At 67.1% G+C, this 21,109-nt stretch carries 24 protein-coding genes; 13 read left to right on the top strand and 11 right to left on the bottom strand.

Annotated features, from left to right (window positions below; all coding sequences use genetic code 11):
* Positions 1-2: 2 nt before the first annotated feature.
* Positions 3-527: a hypothetical protein gene (locus IMX13_RS06090; RefSeq protein ID WP_065181524.1), complete on the bottom strand. Its 525-nt coding sequence runs from the start codon at positions 525-527 to the stop codon at positions 3-5.
* A gap of 121 nt (positions 528-648) precedes the next feature.
* Between IMX13_RS06090 and IMX13_RS06085 the strand changes: the two genes are divergently transcribed.
* Together IMX13_RS06085 and IMX13_RS06080 are read left to right on the top strand one after the other, a co-directional pair.
* On the top strand, positions 649-1,305 hold the full coding sequence (locus IMX13_RS06085) for a hypothetical protein (RefSeq protein ID WP_053515542.1): 657 nt from the start codon (positions 649-651) through the stop codon (positions 1,303-1,305).
* Positions 1,306-1,378: 73 nt separating this feature from the next.
* Complete coding sequence (locus IMX13_RS06080) at positions 1,379-2,344, top strand: sodium:calcium antiporter (protein ID WP_065181526.1); 966 nt, start codon at positions 1,379-1,381, stop codon at positions 2,342-2,344.
* A 64-nt stretch (positions 2,345-2,408) separates the two neighbouring features.
* On the opposite strand, the gene IMX13_RS06075 is transcribed toward IMX13_RS06080, so the two are convergent.
* From IMX13_RS06075 to IMX13_RS06040, 8 genes are all read right to left on the bottom strand, one after another.
* Positions 2,409-2,798: a Na+/H+ antiporter subunit G gene (locus IMX13_RS06075; protein WP_053515546.1), complete on the bottom strand. Its 390-nt coding sequence runs from the start codon at positions 2,796-2,798 to the stop codon at positions 2,409-2,411.
* On the bottom strand, positions 2,795-3,079 hold the full coding sequence (locus tag IMX13_RS06070; RefSeq protein WP_053515548.1) for a K+/H+ antiporter subunit F: 285 nt from the start codon (positions 3,077-3,079) through the stop codon (positions 2,795-2,797). Before IMX13_RS06070 ends, IMX13_RS06075 begins: the two co-directional genes overlap by 4 nt.
* Complete coding sequence (locus IMX13_RS06065; RefSeq protein WP_053515550.1) at positions 3,076-3,582, bottom strand: Na+/H+ antiporter subunit E; 507 nt, start codon at positions 3,580-3,582, stop codon at positions 3,076-3,078. The genes IMX13_RS06070 and IMX13_RS06065 overlap by 4 nt, the downstream gene beginning before the upstream one ends.
* Positions 3,579-5,114, bottom strand: coding sequence for a monovalent cation/H+ antiporter subunit D (locus IMX13_RS06060; RefSeq protein ID WP_065174371.1), 1,536 nt, complete (start codon positions 5,112-5,114; stop codon positions 3,579-3,581). The genes IMX13_RS06065 and IMX13_RS06060 overlap by 4 nt, the downstream gene beginning before the upstream one ends.
* Positions 5,111-5,488 carry a Na+/H+ antiporter subunit C gene (locus IMX13_RS06055; protein ID WP_053515553.1) on the bottom strand — a complete coding sequence of 126 codons (378 nt, stop codon included), beginning with the start codon at positions 5,486-5,488 and terminating at the stop codon, positions 5,111-5,113. The genes IMX13_RS06060 and IMX13_RS06055 overlap by 4 nt, the downstream gene beginning before the upstream one ends.
* Positions 5,488-8,316 carry a monovalent cation/H+ antiporter subunit A gene (locus IMX13_RS06050; protein WP_065174372.1) on the bottom strand — a complete coding sequence of 943 codons (2,829 nt, stop codon included), beginning with the start codon at positions 8,314-8,316 and terminating at the stop codon, positions 5,488-5,490. The genes IMX13_RS06055 and IMX13_RS06050 overlap by 1 nt, the downstream gene beginning before the upstream one ends.
* A 333-nt stretch (positions 8,317-8,649) precedes the next feature.
* Positions 8,650-9,135, bottom strand: a complete 486-nt coding sequence (locus IMX13_RS06045) for an Mpo1-like protein (RefSeq protein ID WP_053515557.1) — start codon at positions 9,133-9,135, stop codon at positions 8,650-8,652.
* Between the two features lie 118 nt (positions 9,136-9,253).
* Positions 9,254-10,180: a phosphoribosylaminoimidazolesuccinocarboxamide synthase gene (locus IMX13_RS06040; RefSeq protein ID WP_053515559.1), complete on the bottom strand. Its 927-nt coding sequence runs from the start codon at positions 10,178-10,180 to the stop codon at positions 9,254-9,256.
* 141 nt (positions 10,181-10,321) lie between these two features.
* Here IMX13_RS06040 and IMX13_RS06035 point away from each other — a divergent pair, with 141 nt between their 5' ends.
* The 9 genes from IMX13_RS06035 to IMX13_RS05995 all read left to right on the top strand — a co-directional run bounded on the left by IMX13_RS06035 (position 10,322) and on the right by IMX13_RS05995 (position 17,970).
* Positions 10,322-10,651, top strand: a complete 330-nt coding sequence (locus tag IMX13_RS06035; RefSeq protein ID WP_005411327.1) for a DnaJ domain-containing protein — start codon at positions 10,322-10,324, stop codon at positions 10,649-10,651.
* Between the two features lie 29 nt (positions 10,652-10,680).
* Positions 10,681-11,358 carry a ribulose-phosphate 3-epimerase gene (rpe, locus tag IMX13_RS06030; protein ID WP_065174373.1) on the top strand — a complete coding sequence of 226 codons (678 nt, stop codon included), beginning with the start codon at positions 10,681-10,683 and terminating at the stop codon, positions 11,356-11,358.
* Positions 11,359-11,370: 12 nt separating this feature from the next.
* Complete coding sequence (locus tag IMX13_RS06025; protein WP_065174518.1) at positions 11,371-11,853, top strand: GNAT family N-acetyltransferase; 483 nt, start codon at positions 11,371-11,373, stop codon at positions 11,851-11,853.
* A 208-nt stretch (positions 11,854-12,061) separates the two neighbouring features.
* Entirely contained in the window at positions 12,062-12,991 is a 930-nt protein-coding gene (gene yegS / locus IMX13_RS06020) for a lipid kinase YegS (RefSeq protein ID WP_193396012.1), read from the top strand.
* Between the two features lie 175 nt (positions 12,992-13,166).
* On the top strand, positions 13,167-14,642 hold the full coding sequence (gene trpE / locus IMX13_RS06015; protein WP_065174375.1) for an anthranilate synthase component I: 1,476 nt from the start codon (positions 13,167-13,169) through the stop codon (positions 14,640-14,642).
* Between the two features lie 108 nt (positions 14,643-14,750).
* Positions 14,751-15,338: an aminodeoxychorismate/anthranilate synthase component II gene (locus IMX13_RS06010; RefSeq protein WP_065181530.1), complete on the top strand. Its 588-nt coding sequence runs from the start codon at positions 14,751-14,753 to the stop codon at positions 15,336-15,338.
* 18 nt (positions 15,339-15,356) lie between these two features.
* Positions 15,357-16,388: an anthranilate phosphoribosyltransferase gene (gene trpD / locus IMX13_RS06005; protein ID WP_193396011.1), complete on the top strand. Its 1,032-nt coding sequence runs from the start codon at positions 15,357-15,359 to the stop codon at positions 16,386-16,388.
* Between the two features lie 74 nt (positions 16,389-16,462).
* Positions 16,463-17,257 carry an indole-3-glycerol phosphate synthase TrpC gene (trpC, locus tag IMX13_RS06000; protein WP_065174378.1) on the top strand — a complete coding sequence of 265 codons (795 nt, stop codon included), beginning with the start codon at positions 16,463-16,465 and terminating at the stop codon, positions 17,255-17,257.
* Positions 17,254-17,970, top strand: a complete 717-nt coding sequence (locus IMX13_RS05995) for a haloacid dehalogenase-like hydrolase (RefSeq protein WP_053515578.1) — start codon at positions 17,254-17,256, stop codon at positions 17,968-17,970. The genes trpC and IMX13_RS05995 overlap by 4 nt, the downstream gene beginning before the upstream one ends.
* 152 nt (positions 17,971-18,122) lie before the next feature.
* On the opposite strand, the gene IMX13_RS05990 is transcribed toward IMX13_RS05995, so the two are convergent.
* Together IMX13_RS05990 and crp are read right to left on the bottom strand one after the other, a co-directional pair.
* Positions 18,123-18,884 carry a sulfite exporter TauE/SafE family protein gene (locus tag IMX13_RS05990; protein ID WP_065181533.1) on the bottom strand — a complete coding sequence of 254 codons (762 nt, stop codon included), beginning with the start codon at positions 18,882-18,884 and terminating at the stop codon, positions 18,123-18,125.
* 62 nt (positions 18,885-18,946) lie between these two features.
* Positions 18,947-19,636 carry a cAMP-activated global transcriptional regulator CRP gene (crp, locus tag IMX13_RS05985; RefSeq protein WP_010482649.1) on the bottom strand — a complete coding sequence of 230 codons (690 nt, stop codon included), beginning with the start codon at positions 19,634-19,636 and terminating at the stop codon, positions 18,947-18,949.
* A 149-nt stretch (positions 19,637-19,785) separates the two neighbouring features.
* On the opposite strand from crp, the gene speD reads away from it, so the two are divergent.
* Positions 19,786-20,580 (top strand): adenosylmethionine decarboxylase, encoded by a 795-nt coding sequence (gene speD / locus IMX13_RS05980; RefSeq protein WP_019661504.1) that lies wholly within the window; start codon positions 19,786-19,788, stop codon positions 20,578-20,580.
* Between the two features lie 167 nt (positions 20,581-20,747).
* Positions 20,748-21,068, top strand: a complete 321-nt coding sequence (gene sugE / locus IMX13_RS05975) for a quaternary ammonium compound efflux SMR transporter SugE (RefSeq protein ID WP_005411314.1) — start codon at positions 20,748-20,750, stop codon at positions 21,066-21,068.
* Positions 21,069-21,109: the final 41 nt, after the last annotated feature.

Here is a 21,109-nt window from a genome sequence, read left to right as displayed (position 1 = left end):
CCTCATGCGGCATCGGTGAAGGCGTCGCAGTGCTCCAGCGGCAGGACTTCCAGCAGCCGCTGCCGTACGCGTTCGCAGTAGCCTTCGGAGGTCAGCGCGGGCAGTACCTGCAACGCCGAGTGCAGCACCCGCAGCACATCGGTCTGCGCACGTGCCTGCTGCAGGTCGCGGAACAGCGCCGCTGCCTGCGGATGCCGCTGCAGCTCCAGGATGCCCAGTACATAGATCCGTGAGGCGACCAGCGAGCGACGCCGCTCGATCGGCGTGGCCGCGGTCGCGGGTGCCTGCGGCCGGGCAGGGGTGGGCCCGGATACCGCCACCGCGGGAGGCGGGGCGTCGGTTTCCAGATAGCCGGCATGGATCAGCTGGATCAGCATGGCCGGCGTCTCCTGGCCCATCAGCCCGCTCAGCTCGGTGACGCTGCGCTGGCCATCGCACAGGATCAGCAACCGGCGCTGGCGCATGTCCAGCGGCGCGCGGTGCGCCTGCAGCGCGGTTCGGGCGAGATCGGTCTTGCGCGGTTGCATGGATGGGACAGCCAGGACGGTGCACGCCGAGCCTGAACGAAGGCGATGAAACAGCGATGACAATGCAGCGCCTGCACGCGGCCTGCGGTAGCGTCCGCCCATCCCTCCTGGAGCGATACCGATGAAGCTGCTGCCATTGGCTGGTCTGATGCTGCTGTCCCTGACCGCCTGTGGCGGTGGTTCGGACAAACAGGGAGCGGCCGGCAGCGGCAGCGACTCGCCGGCCGAGACCGCCAGTGCCACCGGCCCGGCACAATCGGCCGATCCGGACCTGGCGTCACGGCCGGCCAACGATGCCCGCGCCGACAGCCCCGCGCGCCTGGACGGTTTCGGCGGGGTGGCGCTGGGTGCGGGCATCGCCGAGGTGCGCAGCGGCTTCGGCGCGCCGCTGCAGGGGCTGGGCAGTGATGCGGCAGGCAGGCCATTGCCGGCCGACGACGGCAACGAGGACTGCTATTTCCTGCGTCCGCAGCAGGCAGATGACCCACGCCTGATGATCGAAGGCCGCAAGCTGGTCCGCTATGACGTGCGCAGCGCCGCCATCACCGCGCCGGGCGGCGGCAGGGTCGGCATGACCCTGGGCGAGTTGCAGGTGCTGTATCCGGAGCGTGCCGATGTCGGTCCCGACAAGTACGACGACAAGGCCCAGCACCTGCGCGTGCGTCCGGCACAGGAAGGTGCGGCGGTGATCGATTTCGCCCTGGGGCCCGACGGCCGGGTCAGCGCGTGGCGGGTCGGCCAGACCCCGCAGGTCGATTACACCGAAGGTTGTGGCTGATCCTTGATGCAGCGCCCAGCCTCGCGGCCGGGCCAAGCGTAGAATCGCGCGACGACCGCTGGGGGAGTGCTCGATGATCGCCATTGCCATCGCCTGGTTTCTGCTTGGCCTGCTGCTGCTGGGGCTCGGCGGAGACTCCATCGTCAAGGCCGTTTCCGGCCTTGCCCAGCGTTTCGGTGCCCGCCCGTTCACGGCGGGTCTGCTGCTGCTCGGCGTGGCGACGTCGATGCCGGAGCTGGTGGTCAACGCCCGCGCGCTGGCCGTGGGCCAGCCGGAACTGGCGCTGGGCAACGCGGTGGGCAGCAGCATCGCCAACCTGGGCCTGACCCTGGCGATCGCGGCGATCGCGGCCCCGTTGCTGCTGCGCGCACGCCTTCAGACCGTGCTCTGGTGGTCGCTGCTGGGGGCCGGCGTTCTGTTGATCCTGTTCGGGCTGGATGGCCGCCTCGCGCGCTGGGAAGGTGTCGTGCTGCTGGCCGGCTTCGTCGTCATGCAGGCCGTGCTGATGCGCCGTGGCCGCAGTGAGACCGCCGATGTGCAGGCGGCCATCGCACGATCGGCGCTGAGCCGCACCAGCCTGCCGTTGAATGTGCTGCGTGTGCTGGTGGCCGTGGTGGCCCTCTACTGGGGGGCGCGGCTGGTCGTTGGCGCGGCGGCCGACTTCGGCGTCGCACTTGGATGGACGCCGCTGCTGGTCGGCCTGCTGCCGCTTGCGATCGGCACGGCCTTGCCGGAGGTGGCCACCGCCATCGCCGCCGCGCGGCGTGGCCATGGCGACATGGTGCTGGGCCACGTGCTCGGCTCCAGCGCGGTCAATCTGCTGCTGGTGATCGGCGCGATGGCGGCGCTGCAGCCGCTGGCCCTGCCGGCATCGTTCGTGCGCCTGGAACTGCCCGCGCTGCTGGCCTTTGCCCTGGTGCTGTATCCAATGCTGCGTGGCGACCTGAAGATCAGCCGTGGCGAAGGCGTGATCCTGCTGGTGGCGTTCGTCGGCTGGTTCGTATTGGAACTGCTGCTGGTGGGTGCACCGGCACTGTAGCGCCGAGCCCATGCACGGCTCGGCAGCAGATCCCCGCCCTGAGTGGATGCGGGGAGTCGTGTGATCAGCGTGTCGGGCTCTGCTCTTCTTTCCGCGCCGGCTCCGGCGGCGGCAGCTGCTCTTCGGCAGCCCGTTCGTTGCCGGGCAGGGTAGGACGGGTTTCCATCAGCAGCGACAACGCGGCCTTGGCCATCATGTGCGCGCTGATCGGCGCGGTGATGAACAGGAAGACGGTGATCAGCAGCTCGCGCGGCTGCGGATCCTGGCCGAGGAAGATGTGGTAGCAGACCGAACACACCAGCACGCAGCCCACGCCCAGCGTGCTGGCCTTGGTCGGCGCATGCAGCCGCTTGAAGAAGGTCGACAGCTTCACCAGGCCCAGCGCACCGACCAGGATGAAGAAGCAGCCGAACAGCAGCAGGACCGACAGGCCGATCTGGATCGCGGTGATCATTCGACGATGTCCCGGCGCAGCACGAACTTGCTCAGCACCACGGTGCTGCCGAAGCCGAGCATGGCGATCACCAGTGCGGCCTCGAAGTAGATCGGCGAGTTGAGGTACATGCCGAACAGCATCAGTTCGGCGATGGCAGTCACTGAAAGGGTGTCCAGGGCGAGGATGCGGTCAGGCACGCTCGGGCCGCGCAGCAGGCGCCAGGTCGCCAGCAGCATGGCCAGTCCGACCACGTGCATGCATACCACCAGGGTGGTCTGGATGACTTCAAAACCGGTCATGGGAAGATCTCCATCAACGGGGCTTCGTATCGTTGCTTGATCGTGTCGATCAGCGCCTGTGGATCCTCCAGGTGCAGCACGTGCACCAGCAGGAACCTGCGGTCGTCGCTGAGTGCCGCCGACACCGTACCCGGGGTCAGGGTGATCATGCTGGTCAGCGCGGCGATGCCGTGGATGTTGGCGATGTCCAGCGGCAGCCAGATGAAGCCCGGATGGATGTTCTTCTCCGGGCCGAGCACCTGCAGGGCCACCCGGATGTTGGACATCAGGATGTCCCACAGGGTGACGCACAGCAGCTTCGGTACCGGGCGCAACGTACCGATGCGGGCGAACTCGCGATCCAGGCGCGCGGCGAACAGCGGCACGACCACGCCCAGCAGAAGGCCCAGCAGGATCTGGCCAAGGTTGAAGCTGTCGGACATCAGCAGCCAGAACGCCACCACCATCATGCTCAGTGCGGGGGACGGTACCAGGCGGCGGAACAGGGGGCGTTGCGCGGTCATGGCTGGCGGATCTCCGGTGTGGTCGCGCGCAACTGCTGCACGTACTCGCCCGGCTGCAGCAGCTGGGCGGCGGTGGCGTCGGTATGGCGCATCAGCGGGGCGGCGGCCAGGGTCATGCCGATGCCGTAGGCCAGCAGGATGCAGGCAGCGAACAGCTCGACCCTGCGCAGCTTGGCCTTGCGGGGCGGCGGCGCCTCCGGCTCGGGCAGCGGCACGCGCCAGAACAGGCGGATGCCCCCTCGGGTCAGGCCCATGATGACCAGCAGGCTGCTGACCAGCACGGCCGTCCATACCGCGCCGGTGTACTGCGCCGGCATCCCGGCCAGCAGGGCGGCCTTGGCCAGGAAGCCCGACAGCGGCGGAAGTCCGGCGACCGACACGGCGCCGATCAGGAACAGTACCGCCGGCGTTTCCTTGCCCGGCATCGGTGCGATCACTTCCTTGCGGTCGCTGGCACCGCCGCGTCGGCGTCGGATCAGGTCGGCCACCAGGAACAGCGCGGCAGCGACGAAACTGCTGTGTGGCAGATAGTACAGACCGGCGGAGAGCACCTTCGGCGTGCCCACCGAGAAGGCAATGAACAGGGTCGCGGCCGAGACGATCACCAGGTAGGAGATCAGCACGCGCAGGCGCGCGGCGGCCAGCGCGCCCAGGCCGCCCAGTACCAGCGTGGCCACGCCGGCCCACAGCAGCCAGTCGCGTCCGTATCCGGCCATCGCGCCGGCGTCCTCGCCGAACCACAGCATCTGCACGCGCAGCACGGCGTACAGGCCGACCTTGGTCATGATCGCAAACAGCGCAGCGACCGCAGCAGGTGCGCGCGCGTACGATTCGGGCAGCCAAAGGTACAGCGGCATCAGGGCGGCCTTGGCGCAGAACACCAGCAGCAGCAGGCCCATAGTGGCCTTCACCAGGGTCAGCTGTGCCGGCGGAACCTCGGCGATGCGCTGCGACAGCTCCGCCATGTTCAACGAGCCGAGCGAGGCGTACAGCAGGCCGAGTGCGATCAGGAACAGCGTCGATGCGGTGACATTGAACACCACGTAGTGCAGGCCGATGCGCATGCGCAGGCCACGGCCGCCGCTCAGCAGCAGGCCGTAGGAAGCGATCAGCATCACCTCGAAGAACACGAACAGGTTGAAGATGTCGCCGGTGAGGAACGCACCGTTGAGGCCGACCAACTGGAACTGGAACAGCGCATGGAAGTGCGGCGCGCGCCGGTCCCAGCCCGAGCAGGCATGCAGCAGGCAGGGGATGGCCAGCAGCAGGGTGGTCAGCAGCATCCACGCCGACAGCCGGTCGGCCACCAGCGCGATGCCCAGGCGCGAGGGCCAGTCACCCAGCAGGTAGACGCGGATGTCACCGCCTGCCGTATCGGCGAACAGCAGCCCGACCACCACGGCCAGGGCCGCCAGTGCCGTCCAGGCCACGGTCCGCTGTACCTTCGGACCATAGCGGCGATGCTCGACGAACAGCGACAGTGCGGCGCCGAGCAGGGGGACCAGGATCGGCAGGATCACCAGATGGTTCATGCGCGGTCCTCGCCCTGGCGCGGCGGCGCATCGTCATCGGGCTCGTGCGCGTCCACGTGGTCGCTGTGGTTGTCGCTGCGGCTGCGCATGGCCAGCACGATGCTCACTGCGGTCATCGCGAAGGCGATCACGATGGCCGTCAGTACCAGCGCCTGCGGCAACGGGTCGGTGTAGTTGCCCAGGTGGCTCTCCACGCCTTCCTGCAGCACCGGTGCCTTGCCCTGCACCAGGCGCCCACCGGCAAAGATCAGCAGGTTGGTGGCGTAGGACAGGAAGGTCATGCCAAGGATCACGTCGAAGCTGCGCGCCCGCAGCAGCAGGTACACGCCGATGGCGGTCAGCACGCCGATCGCGGTGGCCAGGGCCAGTTCCATCAGTGCATCTCCCCGGTGCGGGCCGAACGGCGTTGCAGATCGATCTCGCCCTTGCGGGCGGTGCGGGTTCGAGAGGGCTTGACCGTGCCCATCATCGACAGCATCAGCATGGCGCCACCGAACACCACCAGGTACACGCCGATGTCGAAGCCGATCGCGCTGGCCAGCGGCACGTCGCCGATCAGCGGCAGGTGCAGGTCGAGGTGCCCGCTGGTCAGGAACGGCACGCCGAACAGCATCGAAGCACTGCCACTGAGCAGGGCGATCAGCAGGCCGGTGCCGATGCACCGGATGTAGTCGAAGCCGAAGCGCGACTCCACCGATGCCGTACCCTGGATCACGTACTGGATCAGCAGCGGCACCGCCAGTACCAGGCCGGCGATGAACCCGCCGCCCGGGGCGTTGTGACCGCGCAGGAACAGGAAGATGGAGACCGTCAGCGTCAGCGGGAACATGATCTGCGCCAGGTCGGCCGGTACCGGCAGCTTGATCGGCGGCCCGGGCATGATCTGCTCCGGGGCCATCCGCGTGCGGCGCAGCAGCGCGTGCACCACCAGCGCGGCGATGCCGAACACGGTGATCTCGCCGAAGGTATCAAAGCCGCGGAAGTCGACCAGGATCACGTTGACCACGTTCTGGCCATACGCTTCGGGCAGGGCACGCGCCACCAGCTCACCGGCCATGGTGTTCGGCGGCAGGGTCATCGCGGTATAGGCCAGCGCGCCGAGACCGGAACCGGCGATGACCGCGATCAGCGCGTCGCGGCGCTTGCGCCAGCGCGGCCGCTCCGGTCCGGACTGCGCGGGCAGATAGTTCATCCCCAGCAGCATCAGGACCAGGGTCACCATCTCCACCAGCAGCTGGGTCAGTGCCAGATCCGGTGCCGACAGGAACACGAAGGTCAGCGCCACCATCAGGCCGACGCCGCCCACCAGCAGCACCGCCAGCAGGCGCTGCTTGTACACACGCAGCGTGGCGATCGCGCAGCCCATCATCACCAGCCACAACGCCCAGCCCAGCAGTGGAATCGGCTGCGGCGCGGTCCAGTTCGGGGACGCCGGGTTCGCCACGAACGGCGCGGCGGCCACCACGATCGCGACCAGCACCAGGCCCAGCAGCATCCGCTGCAGGCTGCCGTTGGCAATGCCGTTGGTCAGGCGCATGGCCAGTGCGGAAACCGCATCCAGCTGCGCATGGAACACGTTGCGGCCGGTGGTGGTATTGGTCACGGCATGCAGGTTGATCAGCTTGCGCAGGCCGAAGTACAGGGCGATACCGCCCACCACGCCGATCGCGCTCATCGCCAGCGGCAGGTTGAAGCCATGCCATACCGACAGGCTGTACTCGGGCATGGCGCTGCCGAGGATGGAGGCGGCAGCGGCATGCAGGACCGGCGCCACCGTCAGCGCGGGCGCGATGCCGACTGCCACGCAGACCACCACCAGCAGTTCCACCGGTACCTTCATCCAGCGCGGCGGTTCATGGGGAACGCGGTCCAGCCCGTGCGGGCCGGGGCCGAAGAAGGTGTCGTGCACGAAGCGCAGGCTGTAGGCCACGCCGAACACGCCGGCCAGCAACGCCGCAATCGACACCGCCATGCGCATGGTCTCGGTGCCGCCGGCGCTGATCGCCTCGGCGAACAGCATTTCCTTGGACAGGAAGCCGTTGAGCAGCGGAATGCCGGCCATGGCCAGCGAGGCGATGATCGCCAGTGCGCTGGTGAAGGGCATCAGTTTCCGCAGTCCGCCCAGCTTGCGCATGTCGCGGGTGCCGGTCTCATGGTCGATGATGCCGGCGGCCATGAACAGCGAGGCCTTGAAGGTGGCGTGGTTGAGGATGTGGAACACGCCGGCGACCACCGCCATCGGCGTGGACAGGCCGAACAGCAGGGTGATCAGGCCCAGGTGGGAGATCGTCGAATACGCCAGCAGCCCTTTCAGGTCGTGCTGGAAGATCGCGTTCCAGGCGCCGATCAGCAGGGTCAGCGCGCCGATGCCGCTCACCGTATAGAAGAACAGGTCACTGCCGGCCAGTGCCGGATGCAGGCGCGCCAGCAGGAACACGCCTGCTTTGACCATGGTGGCCGAGTGCAGGTAGGCCGAGACCGGTGTCGGCGCGGCCATCGCATGCGGCAACCAGAAATGGAACGGGAACTGCGCGCTCTTGGTGAAGATGCCGGCCAGCACCAGGAACAGGGCATAGGGATACAGCGCGCTGGCGCGGATCTGTTCACCGGCCGCCAGCACCACATCCAGGTCGAAGCTGCCGACGATGCGCCCGATCAGCAGCACGCCACCCAGCAGGGCCAGCCCGCCGCCGCCGGTGATCACCAGCGCCATGCGTGCGCCCTCGCGCGCGTCCTGGCGATGCGACCAGAAGCCGATCAGCAGGAACGAGCTGATGCTGGTCATTTCCCAGAAGATCATCAGCAACAGCAGGTTGCCCGACAGCACCATGCCGAGCATGGCGCCCATGAACAGCAGCAGGTAGCAGTAGAAGCGGTGGGCGTTGTCCTGCGCACTGAGGTAGTACCGCGCGTACAGCACCACCAGCGCGCCGATGCCCAGCACCAGGCCGGCAAACATCCAGGCCAGGCCGTCCAGCCGCAGATGGAAGTCCAGGCCGATCTGCGGCAGCCAGGGCAGCAGGGTGCGGACGATCTGGCCGTCGAGCACCGCCGGGGTCAGCCAGCCGAGAATGGCCAAGCCGCCCAACGGCGCCAGCGCCGCCAGCCAGGCAGCAGTCGAGCGCGAACTACGGGGGAAGGCCGCAACAGCCGCTGCCATCAGGAACGGCAGGGCCAGCAGCAGAGGCAGGCTGGGGAGCATGCAGGGAATCCATGATTCACGAGCAGGTCAGTGAGGATAACAGGCTGCGAAATGTCGCCGAAAGCCATCGAACGGCGATCAATTGCCTGTAACGTTCGCTGATTCATTTTTTTTTGCAGTGCAGCATCTGCTCCGCGGTGCCGGCCAGGGGCTGCGGCCAGCTGCACCCTACGCCCGCGCACGGCGACCGCAGGCCCTGTCGCACAGGGGCTGCCGCTGCGACAGAGGCCCCGGCAGAGGGGCAGAGCGTGCAGGCTGGCAGACCGGCGGTGGGCTGCAAGTGAGGAAACCCGCCCGTTCAGGAAGCGAGGGTGACGCTCGCCCGGAGGCGCGTCAGTAACGCCAGTCGAGCCTGCGATAGAGCTTGGCCATCACCCAGGCCGGGCCGATCAGCAGGTAAGTCAGGTCGGTCAGGAAGCTGGGCTTGCGGCCCTCGAACTTGTGCCCGATGAACTGCGCGATCCAGGCCACGACGAACACCGTCACCGCCAGCCAGAACAGGTTGTGCAGGCCGATCTCGGCCTCCAGCAGGCGGCACAGGCAGCCGAACACGAAGAACTGGATGAGCATGCCGATGCCCAGCGGACGCGACAGCTTGTTGTAGAAGCACCAGGCACTGAACATCGCGAACGCCGACCAGATGCCGTACTGGAACCAGGTGATCAGGGGGGGCAGGCACCACAGCAGGGCCACGGCCGACCACAGGATGGCCGGTACCGCGACCACGTGGATGCGCTGGTTGATCGTATTGCGGTGATCGTCGGAGTAGCTGGCGAAGTAGCGGTCGATCGGCCGCGCGAGCTCGGTGGTGGTCTGCATGCTTCTTCGCTTCCTCCGGTGAGGCCGACAGCATACTCCCGGGCGCCTTCGCACAGCGCCACCCTGGGCGCTGCCGGGCGCGACGCCCCCGGTCGCTGCGACCGGGGGGCGCAGGGGATCAGTCGACGCTGATCCCGGCCAAACGCTGCAGCGCTTCGGCGTACTTGGCGCGGGTGCGCTCGATGATCTCCGCCGGGATGTTCGGGCCCGGGGCGGTCTTGCCCCAGTCCAGCGTCTCCAGGTAATCGCGCACGAACTGCTTGTCGTAGCTGGGCGGGCTGGTGCCCACTTCGTACTCGTCGGCCGGCCAGTAACGCGATGAATCCGGCGTCAGCATCTCGTCCATGATGTACAGGCGGCCGTCGGCATCGGTGCCGAACTCGAACTTGGTGTCGGCCAGGATGATGCCGCGCTCGCGGGCGTAATCGGCGGCGAACTTGTAGATGCGCAGGGTGGCATCGCGCACGCGCTCGGCCAGTTCGGCGCCGACCTGCCGCACCATCGCATCGAAATCGATGTTCTCGTCATGGTCGCCCACCGCGGCCTTGGTCGAGGGGGTGAAGATCGGTTCGGGCAGCTGCTCGGCCTGGCGCAGCCCATCGGGCAGGTCGATGCCGCTGACCTTGCCGGTGCGCTGGTAGTCCTTCCAGCCGCTGCCGATCAGGTAGCCGCGGGCGATCGCTTCCACCGGCACCGGCTTCAGCTTGCGGGTGACCACGGCGCGCCGGGCGTACAGCGCCGGGTCCACGCCTTCAGGCAGCACGCTGGCCACGTCGATGCCGGTCAGGTGATTGGGCATCAGGTGCGCGGTCTTGGCGAACCAGAAATTGGAGACCTGGCAGAGCATCTCGCCCTTGCCGGGGATCGGGTCGGGCAGCACTACGTCGAACGCCGACAGGCGATCGGTGGCGACCATCAGCAGGTAGTCGCCCGGCGGGGTCCCTGCAGGCAGCCGCTCGCGCGGGATATCGAACACATCACGCACCTTGCCGCGGTGGCGCAAGGGCAGGCCGGGGAGATCGGATTGCAACAGCGTGGTTGGCACGGGCACTCCTGGGGCGTTGTCGATACGGCTGCCCAACGGACCCGGCGGGCCCGCTGACCAGCGGGCGGCCTAGTGTAAAGCCGTCCGGGCCCGCTGTGACGTAAAATGAGCGTCCATTTCGTCGGTCGACCCCGGAGCGCCATGCGCTGGTACGGAAAACTGCTCGGATTCATCGCCGGCGCCCTGCTGTTCCGGCCCAATCCGCTGTTCGGCGCGGTGGTCGGCCTGCTGATCGGCCATGCCTTTGATTCGGATTGGTTCCGCCTGAACAAGGAGAACCCGTACCGGGAGCTGGGGCTGACCTCCGAGGCCACCGATGCCGAGGTCGAGCGCGCCTACCGCAAGCTGATCTCCCAGTATCACCCGGACAAGCTTGGCGGCGCCGCCCCCGAGCTGCAGCAGCAGGCCGAGCAGAAGTCGCGGCGCATCAACGCCGCCTACGACCGCATCAAGACCCTGCGCAAGCGCTGACCCCTTTCCCCTCGTTGCAAGGCCCGGCCATGTCCCACTGCCTCATCGCCCCCTCCATCCTGTCCGCCGATTTCGCCCGCCTCGGCGAGGAAGTCGACAACGTCCTGGCCGCCGGTGCGGACTGGGTCCACTTCGACGTGATGGACAACCATTACGTACCCAACCTGACCATCGGCCCGATGGTCTGCCAGGCACTGCGCAAGCACGGCGTGACCGCGCCGATCGACGTGCACCTGATGGTCGAGCCGGTGGACCGCATCATCCCGGACTTCGCCGAAGCCGGTGCCACCTACATCAGCTTCCATCCGGAGGCCAGCCGCCACGTGCACCGCACGATCCAGCTGATCCGTTCGCTGGGCTGCAAGCCGGGCATCGTGCTGAACCCGGCCACGCCGGTGGACATCCTCGACTGGGTGCTGGATGACCTGGACCTGGTGCTGCTGATGTCGGTCAACCCGGGATTCGGCGGCCAGGCCTTCATTCCTTCGGCGCTGGACAAGCTGCGCGTGGTCCGCCAGAAGATCGATGCCAGCGGCAAGGACATCCGCCTGGAAATCGACGGTGGCGTGAAGGCCGACAACATCGGCGAGATCGCGGCTGCGGGCGCCGACACCTTCGTCGCCGGCTCGGCCATCTTCAATGCCAAGACCCCTTACCAGGACGTGATCGCGCAGATGCGCGCCAACGTCGCTGCGGCGCGGGGCTGAGGCATGAGCACGGTGGCCGTGTTGAACATCCGCCCGGCCACTGCCGCCGACGCGGGCCTGATCCTGCGCTTCATCCGTGAGCTGGCCATCTATGAGCGGGCCGAGCATTCGGTGCAGACCGACGAGATCGGCATCGCCGAAAGCCTGTTCGGTCCCGACGCAACTGCCCGCGCGCTGATCTGTGAAGCCGATGGCGAGGCCATCGGCTATGCGGTGTATTTCTACAACTACTCCACCTGGCTGGGCCGCAAGGGCATCTACCTGGAAGACCTGTATGTCAGCCCGCAGCAGCGAGGCGCGGGCGCTGGCAAGGCGCTGCTGAAATACATCGCGCGGCAGGCGGTCGCCGAAGGCTGCGGTCGCTTCGAATGGTCGGTACTGGACTGGAACACGCCGGCCATCGAGTTCTACACCGCAGCGGGCGCGAAACCGCAGGATGAGTGGACCGTATACCGGCTGCAGGGCCAGGCGCTGCACGATTTCGCCAACGGCTGACGATCGCGCCCGGGTGCGACTTCAAAAAAAAAGGCCACGCCCATCGTTGGCGTGGCCTTGCTGCATGCGTGGGAGGCTGATCCTGCCTCCATCCGTCGTCCCTGCTATGGCCTTCCATTCTCCGGGAGCTGAATGACACGCGTGTGACATTCACTGCCGGCAAACGGTGCGTTGCTAGCCTGTGCCCCCCCCACACCGGAATCCCCGCATGACCGCACCGCGCTGGCGCCTGATCCTCAACGGCAAGTCCGCAGGCAATGACGAGCTGCGCGACGCGGTGCACCATTGGCGGGAGCGGGGCGTGCAGCTGGAGGTACGTGTCACCTGGGAAGAAGGTGACGCCGAGCGTTACGTGGCTGAGGCCATCGACCACGGGGTAGACGTGATCGTGGCGGCAGGCGGCGACGGCACGCTCAGTGCGGTGGCCGAAACGCTGGCCCACCGCGATGAATCCGCCGATGCCCTGCCTTCGCTGGCATTGGTCCCGATGGGCACGGCCAATGACTTTGCCACCTCGGCGAACCTTCCGACCGAGCCGGAGGCCGCGCTCGCGCTGATCGGGCAGACCACGGCACATGCCATCGATCTGCTGCGCGTGGATGCCGATGGCACGCCCTGGTGGTGCGCCAACCTGGCCAGTGGCGGTTTCGGCACGCAGGTCACCGTGGAAACCGATGCCGGCCTGAAGAAGATGCTCGGTGGCCTGGCCTACGTGATCACCGGCATCGCCAAGCTGGGGCGGATAGAGCCGATTACCGCGCGTCTGCACGGTCCGGACTTCGCCTGGGAAGGCGGCTTCATCGCGCTGGGGATCGGCAACGGCCGGCAGGCCGGTGGTGGCCAGCAGCTGTGCCCACAGGCACTGATCGATGACGGCCTGCTGGATGTCACCGTCGTACCCGAACTGGAGGGGGAGGTGGCGTCGACGCTGGGGCAGATGCTGACCGGTGGCAAGGAAGCGGCGCTGGAACGGGTGGCCACCCGCGTCCGGCTGCCCTGGCTGCAGCTCGAGTCGGCGCAGCCACTGACCCTGAACCTGGACGGTGAGCCGGTGCAGGCGCGGCGGTTCCGCATCGACTGCGTGGCTGGCCGGGTGCGCATGCATCTGCCGGCCGATTGCCCGCTGCTGGCCACGTAAGGTGGCTGCCACGCCTGGCGCTGCGGGGTTCCACTCCCGTCCAAGCTGCGATACAGTCAAGGGGTGTCCAGCCTGACGACCCCGCATACCCTTTCTTCCGCACGCCGTTGGTGGCGATGGTGGCCCGTTGCCGTCGTCCGCCCCCATAACGCTGTGTCCCGGAAGGAAAGTCGTCTTGAACTCGCACGCTCAGTTTCAGCTGCAGGCCGCTGAAGGCCACACCCACATTCCCGTTGTTCGCGAAGTGCTGTCCGACCTGGACACGCCGCTTTCGGTCTACCTGAAGCTCGCCGACGGCCCCAATACCTACCTGTTTGAATCCGTCGAAGGCGGCGAACGCTTTGGTCGTTACTCGATCATTGGCCTGCCGGCGCGCCGCGTGTATGCCTTCCATGGCCATACGCTGACCGTGCGCGAAGACGGCCAGGTGGTGGAAACCCGCGAGGTGGCCGACCCGTTTGCCGAAGTCGAGGCGCTGCGCAGCGCCCACTCGGTGCCGAAGCTGGAGGGCCTGCCGGGCTTCACCGGTGGCCTGGTCGGCTGGTTCGGTTTCGAGTGCATCGGCTATATCGAGCCGCGCCTGGCACCGCCGGCCGGCCGCGATGAACTGGGCACGCCGGACATCCTGCTGCTGCACTCCAACGAGCTTGCGGTATTCGACAATCTCAAGGGCCGCCTGTACCTGATCGTGCACGCGGACCCGCGCGTCCACGGCGCGTTCGAGCAGGCGCAGGCGCGCCTTGATGCGCTCACCGCAAAGCTGCGTGCACCGGGTGCCGGCTATCCCGCACCGCTCAACAGCGATGTGCTGGACGAATCCGATTTCGTCTCCGGTTTCACCCGCGATGGCTTCGTCGATGCGGTCCAGCGCAGCAAGGAATACATCCGCGCCGGCGACATCTTCCAGGTGGTGCTCAGCCAGCGCCTGAGCGTGCCGTTCAAGGCACGCCCGGTGGACGTGTACCGCGCGCTGCGCGCATTGAACCCGTCGCCGTACATGTATTTCCTCGATGTCGGCGACCTGCAGGTGGTGGGCTCCTCGCCGGAAATCCTGGTGCGGCTGCAGGACGGCGAAGTCACCGTACGCCCGATCGCCGGCACGCGTCCGCGCGGCGCCACCGTCGAGCAGGACCTGGCACTGGAAGCCGAGCTGCTGGCCGATCCGAAAGAACGTGCCGAGCACCTGATGCTGATCGATCTCGGCCGCAACGATGCCGGTCGCGTATCAAAGGCCGGCACGGTGGAAGTGGGCGAGCAGTTCGTGATTGAACGCTACAGCCACGTCATGCACATCGTCAGCGAGGTGACCGGGCAGCTGCAGCCGGGCTTGAGCTATGCCGACGTGCTGCGCGCCACCTTCCCGGCCGGCACCGTCAGCGGCGCACCGAAGATCCGCGCGCTGGAAGTGATCCGCGAACTGGAGCCGATCAAGCGCAATGTGTACGCCGGCAGCATCGGCTACATCGGTTGGCACGGCGATGCCGATACCGCGATCGCGATCCGCACTGCGGTGATCAAGGACGGCCGCCTGTACGTGCAGGCCGGCGCCGGCATCGTCTACGACTCGGACCCGGACAAGGAATGGGACGAGACGATGAACAAGGGCCGCGCGCTGTTCCGCGCCGTCGCCCAGGCTGCCAAGGGCCTGTAAGGCGCCCTGCGCCGTGGCCTGCGCTGCGGCACCTTCTGCTGTACCTGGCCCTCTCCCTGTGCGGCACCCACGTGTACGCCCACTCCCGATAAGCGACGGAACCTGACCATGTTGTGGATGATCGACAACTACGACAGCTTCACCTACAACCTCGTGCAGTACCTGCAGACGCTGGGTGCCGAGGTGAAGGTGGTGCGCAACGATGCAATGAGCGTGGATGAGATCGCCGCGCAGAAGCCCGAACGCATCGTCATCTCGCCCGGCCCGTGCACGCCCAACGAGGCGGGTGTGTCGCTGCAGCTGATCGAACGCCTGGGCCCGACCACGCCGATTCTCGGTGTCTGCCTGGGCCACCAGGGCATTGGCCAGGTCTACGGCGGCACGGTGATCCGCGCGGGCAACATCATGCACGGCAAGACTTCGCCGATCCGCCATGAAGGCAAGGGCGTCTTCGCCGGCCTGCCGGACCGCTACCAGGCTACCCGTTACCACTCGCTGGTGGTGGACAAGAACAGCCTGCCCGATGTGCTGGAAGTGACCGCTTGGACGGAGAACGACGACGGCTCGATCGAAGAGATCATGGGCCTGCGCCATCGCCACTTCCCGGTGGAAGGCGTGCAGTTCCATCCCGAATCCATCCTCACCGAACACGGCCACGCCCTGCTGCGCAATTTCCTGCAGCGACCGGCCGCCTGAGTCCAAGGAGCAATCCCGATGAGCTTCTCCCCCCAGGAAGCCCTGCACCGCACCATCGAGCACCGCGAGATCTTCTTCGACGAGATGGTCGACCTGATGCGGCAGATCATGCGTGGCGATGTTTCGCCGATGATGACGGCAGCCATCCTCACCGGCCTGCGCGTGAAGAAGGAGACCGTGGACGAAATCGCCGCGGCGGCCACCGTGATGCGTGAATTCGCCCGGCCGGTGCCGGTGGCCGATACCTCCAACCTGGTCGATATCGTCGGCACGGGGGGCGATGGTTCGCATACCTTCAACATCTCCACCTGCGCGATGTTCGTCGCGGCGGCTGCCGGCGCGCGCGTGGCCAAGCATGGCAACCGCAGCGTGTCGTCCAAGTCCGGCAGCGCCGACGCGCTGGAGGCGCTGGGCGCGGTGATCGAGCTGCAGCCGGAGCAGGTGGCCGCGGCCATCGAGCGGACCGGCATCGGCTTCATGTTCGCGCCGATCCACCACCCGTCGATGAAGGTGGTGGCGCCGGTGCGCCGCGAGATGGGCGTGCGCACCATCTTCAACATCCTCGGCCCGCTCACCAATCCGGCCAGCGCACCGTCGGTGCTGATGGGCGTGTTCCACCCCGATCTGGTGGGTATCCAGGCGCGCGTGCTGCGCGAACTGGGTACCGAGCGCGCCATGGTGGTCTGGGGCCGCGACAACATGGACGAGATCTCGCTGGGCGCCGGCACCCTGGTGGGTGAACTGCGCGACGGCAGGGTGCGCGAGTACGAGATCCACCCGGAGGACTTCGGCATCGCCATGTCGGCCAGCCGCAACCTGCGCGTGGATGGCCCGGAGCAGTCCATCGCCCTGCTGCGCGCGGTGCTGGACAACGCGCCCGGCCCCGCGCTGGACATCGTCGCGCTCAATGCCGGCGCCGCGCTGTACGTGGCCGGCGTGGCCAGTGACATCGGTGACGGCCTGGCCCGTGCCCGCGCCGCCATCGCCAATGGCAGCGCCCGCCAGCGCCTGCACCAGTACATCGAGACCACCCGCGCGCTGGTTGCCTGAGCGCGTGGTTCAGCCTGACCCCGTCGATGGCCGATAATGGCCGTCCTCACCGCCCCCGCACCGAACCGAAGACGATGAGCGACATCCTGCAGACGATCCTGGCCCGCAAGGCCGAAGAAGTAGCCCAGCGCCGCGCCCAGCGCCCGCTCGAGGAGCTGCAGGCCGCCCTGGCCGGCGCCCCGCCGGTGCGTGGTTTCGTGCGTGCGCTGCAGGCCGCCGTGGCCAACGGCGACCCCGCGGTGATCGCCGAAGTGAAGAAGGCCAGCCCCTCCAAGGGCGTGATCCGTCCGGACTTCCGTCCGGCCGACATTGCGGTCAGCTACGAGTTCGGCGGCGCCAGCTGCCTGTCGGTGCTGACCGACGTGGATTTCTTCCAGGGCGCCGACGCCTACCTGCAGCAGGCCCGCGAGGCCTGCACGCTGCCGGTGCTGCGCAAGGACTTCGTGATCGATGCCTACCAGGTGTACGAGGCGCGCGTGCTGGGCGCTGACTGCATCCTGCTGATCGTGGCGGCGCTGGACGATACCCAGCTGGCCACGCTGTCGGAACTGGCACTGTCGCTGGGCATGGACGTGCTGGTGGAAGTGCACGACATCGACGAGCTGGAGCGTGCGCTGCAGGTGCCGGCGCCGATGATCGGCATCAACAACCGCAACCTGCGCACCTTCGAGGTCTCGCTGCAGACCACCCTGGACATGCGCCTGGCCGTGCCGCGCGACCGCCTGCTGGTGACCGAGAGCGGCATCCTCGGGCCCCAGGACGTGGCGCTGATGCGTGATGCCGGCATCCACGCGTTCCTGGTCGGCGAGGCCTTCATGCGCGTGGAAGAGCCGGGCGAGGGCCTGCGTCAGCTATTCTTCGCGGCATGAAAACGCATTACCCGACGCCACGCGCGGATGCGCCGCTGGTGGTCTTCGACTTCGATCACACCCTGTACGACGGTGATTCGGGCACGCACCTGTTCGCCTCGCTGATCAAGCGCAACCCGTTGCGCATGCTCGCGGCGCTGCTGGTCACCCCGATCGCCGGGCCGATGGTGGCGATGCTGCCGACCCGCCGTGCCGGCATTTCGATCTACGTGTGGATCGGCAGCTTCGGCCTGCATCGTGCGCGCGAGTTCAACCGGGTGATCGACGCCTACGTGATCAGGAACGAGGCGCAGATGCGCGCCAAGCTGCTGCCGCAGGCGCTGGAGGTGTTCGCCGCGCACCGTGCAAAGGGGGATCGCGTGGTGGTGGCCACGGGCGCCCCGCCCGAACTGGCCCGCGCGATCCTGGCCTTCGTTGCGCACCAGGACGTGCCGGTCATCGGCACGGAGGTCGGGCCGCGCCTGGGAGGGGTGGGGCCGACCCGTCACTGCCACAACGAAGAGAAGATGCGCATGCTGCGTGAACGTGGCTATGGCGACATCGACATTGCCTACTCCGACAGCACTGCGGATCTGCCGCTGCTGCTGGCGGCGAAGGCGCCGGTAGTGGTCAACCCGAAGCCGGGCAAGGTGGCGTTCTTCCGCAGCGTACTGCCGGCGGGCACCCGCATCCTCAACTGGGGCTGCGTCGACCGCGGCGGCGACAAGGCCTGATCCACCGGGCCCGCCGGGCATGGCCCGGTGCTACCCCTTGCCGCCCGATGGCGCCGTGCCATTGCACGCCATCCCGCAGCGCCGGGCCATGCCCGGCGAATCCGCACGCCATCCGGTAGCGCCGGGCCATGCCCGGCGAGCGCGGAGCGCGGTCAGCGCGCCAGGTACCCGGTCACCGCGTGGCCGATCTGGAACAGGCTGATGCCCAGTACCAGCACGCCAACCGCGACCAGTACCCAGCGTTCCTTGACCCGCTTGACCAGGATCGCGGCCACCGGCGCGGCCATCATGCCGCCGATCAGCAGCCCGGCGACGATCTGCAGGTGCTGCACCCCCATCGACAGCAGGAAGGTGGCCGAGATGGTCAGGGTGACCACGAACTCGGCCGCGTTGACCGTGCCGATGGTGGTACGGGCCTGGCCACCACGCGCCAGCAGGGTGGACGTGGCGATCGGGCCCCAGCCACCGCCGCCGCTGGCGTCCAGAAGGCCGGCGAAGAAGCCCAGAACCGGCACGCGGCGGATCTCGCCGCTGGGCATCCAGCGCCCGGCAGCACGGGCCAGGATGACGATGGCAAGCACCAGCAGGTACAGGTAGATCAACGGGCGGATGAAATCGCCGGGCAGTTGGGCGAGTACATAGGCACCGATCGCACCCCCGATCGCGCCGGGCAGCGCCAGGCGCACGAACAGGCGCTTATCGACATTGCCAGCCGCAAGATGCGACACACCGGAGGCGCCGGTGGTGAACACTTCGGCGGTGTGGATGCTGGCGCTGACCTGGGCCGGCGGCAGTCCCATGCTCAGCATCACCGACGAGGAGACCAGGCCGAAGGCCATGCCCAGCGCGCCATCGACCAGCTGCGCACCGAGGCCGATGAGAATGAACCACCAGAATTCGCTGCTCAGTTCCATGCACCGAGCCTAGCGCGCGAAGGAGTGCGGACCAAGGTCCGCACCCACCGGGTGCTGAACGTTCAACGGGTGCCGTAAAGCACCACGGTCTTGCCGCGGGCATGCAGCAGCCCGTCGGTCTGCAGCTTCTTCAGCACGCGGCCGGCCATCTCACGCGAGCAGCCGACCAGGCGCGCCAGTTCCTGCCGCGAGACGCGCAGCTGGCTGCCCTGCGGGTGGCTCATCGCCTCCGGCTCCTGGGCCAGATCGTGCAGGGTGCGCACGATGCGGTCGGTGACGTCCAGGAACGCCAGGCGGCTGGCCTTGCGGCTGGTGTCGAGCAGACGCTTGGAGATCTGCTGGCCCAGCGCGTACAGCAGGCGCGGCGCGTCGGCCGACAGCGGGCCAAGGAACAGCTGATGCAGGCGCTCGTAGCTGATCTCGGCCAGCTCGCAGGCGGTGCGGGTCCGCAGGATCACTTCGCGGCGGTCCGATTCCACGAACAGGCCCATCTCGCCGACGAACTCGCCGGCGCCGAAGTAGCCCAGCACCAGCTCACGATCGTCATCTTCCTCGGCCATGATCGAAACCGAGCCGCTGATGACGTAATACAGGGTTCCCGCCGGGTCTCCAGGTCGGAAGACGTCGGTCCGGGTGGGATATCGCCGCCTGTGGCTGTGCGCCAGGAAACGATCGATTGTTGCGATATCCAGGGCCAGTGGACTGCTAGCTAGGCGCACGGTTGACACGATAGGGGCGCTCCCTCTGCGCATGAACGGATTCACGGGGTCGATAGCGGAGCTTAACCAGCGCAATTGTTAAGGGCAAACAGTGTGCCAGAACTCTTGCGTCTTCACGTTCCCCCCGGGGGCGGTTTGCCCCATAATTCACCCTTTCTCTTCTTACACAGGAATCGACCGCCGTGGTCAAGCCGTTGCCTCGCCTGAGGTTGCAGGGTTTCAACAACCTCACCAAGGCGCTGAGCTTCAACATCTATGACGTGTGTTACGCGCGCACCGAAGAGGAGCGTCAGCGTTACATTGAATACATCGATGAAGAGTACAACGCCGACAGGCTGACTCAAATCTTGACCGATGTCGCCGAGATCATCGGCGCCAACATCCTGAACGTGGCCCGCCAGGACTACGATCCGCAGGGTGCCTCGGTGACCATCCTGATCTCCGAAGAGCCGGTGATCGACAAGAAGCTGGCGGGCAAGGAGCTGATCTCCGACGCCGTGGTCGCGCACATGGACAAGAGCCACATCACCGTCCATACCTACCCGGAAACCCATCCGCAGGAAGGCATCGCGACGTTCCGCGCGGACATCGACGTGGCCACCTGTGGCGTCATTTCGCCGCTGAAGGCCCTGAACTACCTGATCGAGAGCCTGGAATCGGACATCGTGATCATGGACTACCGCGTCCGTGGCTTCACCCGCGATGTGAAGGGCAAGAAGCACTTCATCGATCACAAGATCAATTCGATCCAGAACTTCCTGGCCAAGAACATCAAGTCGCGTTACGAGATGTTCGACGTCAACGTCTACCAGGAGAACATCTTCCACACGAAGATGCACCTGAAGGACTTCGACCTGGATCAGTACCTGTTCGAGGAAAAGGCCAGGAACCTGTCGTTCAAGGAACGCATGAAGATCGAGGCGCTGCTCAAGCGCGAGATCGAAGAGCTGTTCCACGGTCGCAACCTGTCCGAGTAATACCCCTGTGCGATGCCGGCAGGCATCGTCACCCAGGCGGGACGACCCGCCCCGTGGAACCTGCGTGCTGCGCAATTCATAGTTCCACGGCGATGTACCGACCTACGGCCCGGTGTGAAGACACCGGGCCGTTTCGTTTTTCAACCACTAGGTAAGGACCCCCACCCATGCCCTGGATCTACCTGCTGCTGGCCGGCCTGTTCGAGATCGGCTTCGCGCTTGGAATGAAGTACTCCGAAGGCTTCAGCAAGCCACTGCCCACGGCCGCCACGGTCGTTTCCGCGCTGATCAGCCTGTACCTGATGAGCCAGGCCATGAAGAGCATTCCGGTCGGCACGGCCTATGCCATCTGGACCGGCATCGGGGCCATGGGCGTGGCAGTGCTGGGCATCTACCTGTTCAACGACAGTGCTTCACCGGCCCGCCTGGCCTGCGTGGGCCTGATCGTCGCCGGTGTGATCGGCCTGAAGCTGGTGTCGCCGAACTGAGCCGGCGCTGAGGCGTCCGATGCCGCGTTGCCGGCAGCGCC

This window comes from Stenotrophomonas sp. B2 (genome assembly GCF_014947095.1).
GTDB classification, from domain to species: domain Bacteria; phylum Pseudomonadota; class Gammaproteobacteria; order Xanthomonadales; family Xanthomonadaceae; genus Stenotrophomonas; species Stenotrophomonas maltophilia_P.
The sequence above is the reverse complement of the archived record's forward strand: the minus strand, read 5'-3'. Positions and strand labels throughout refer to the sequence as shown.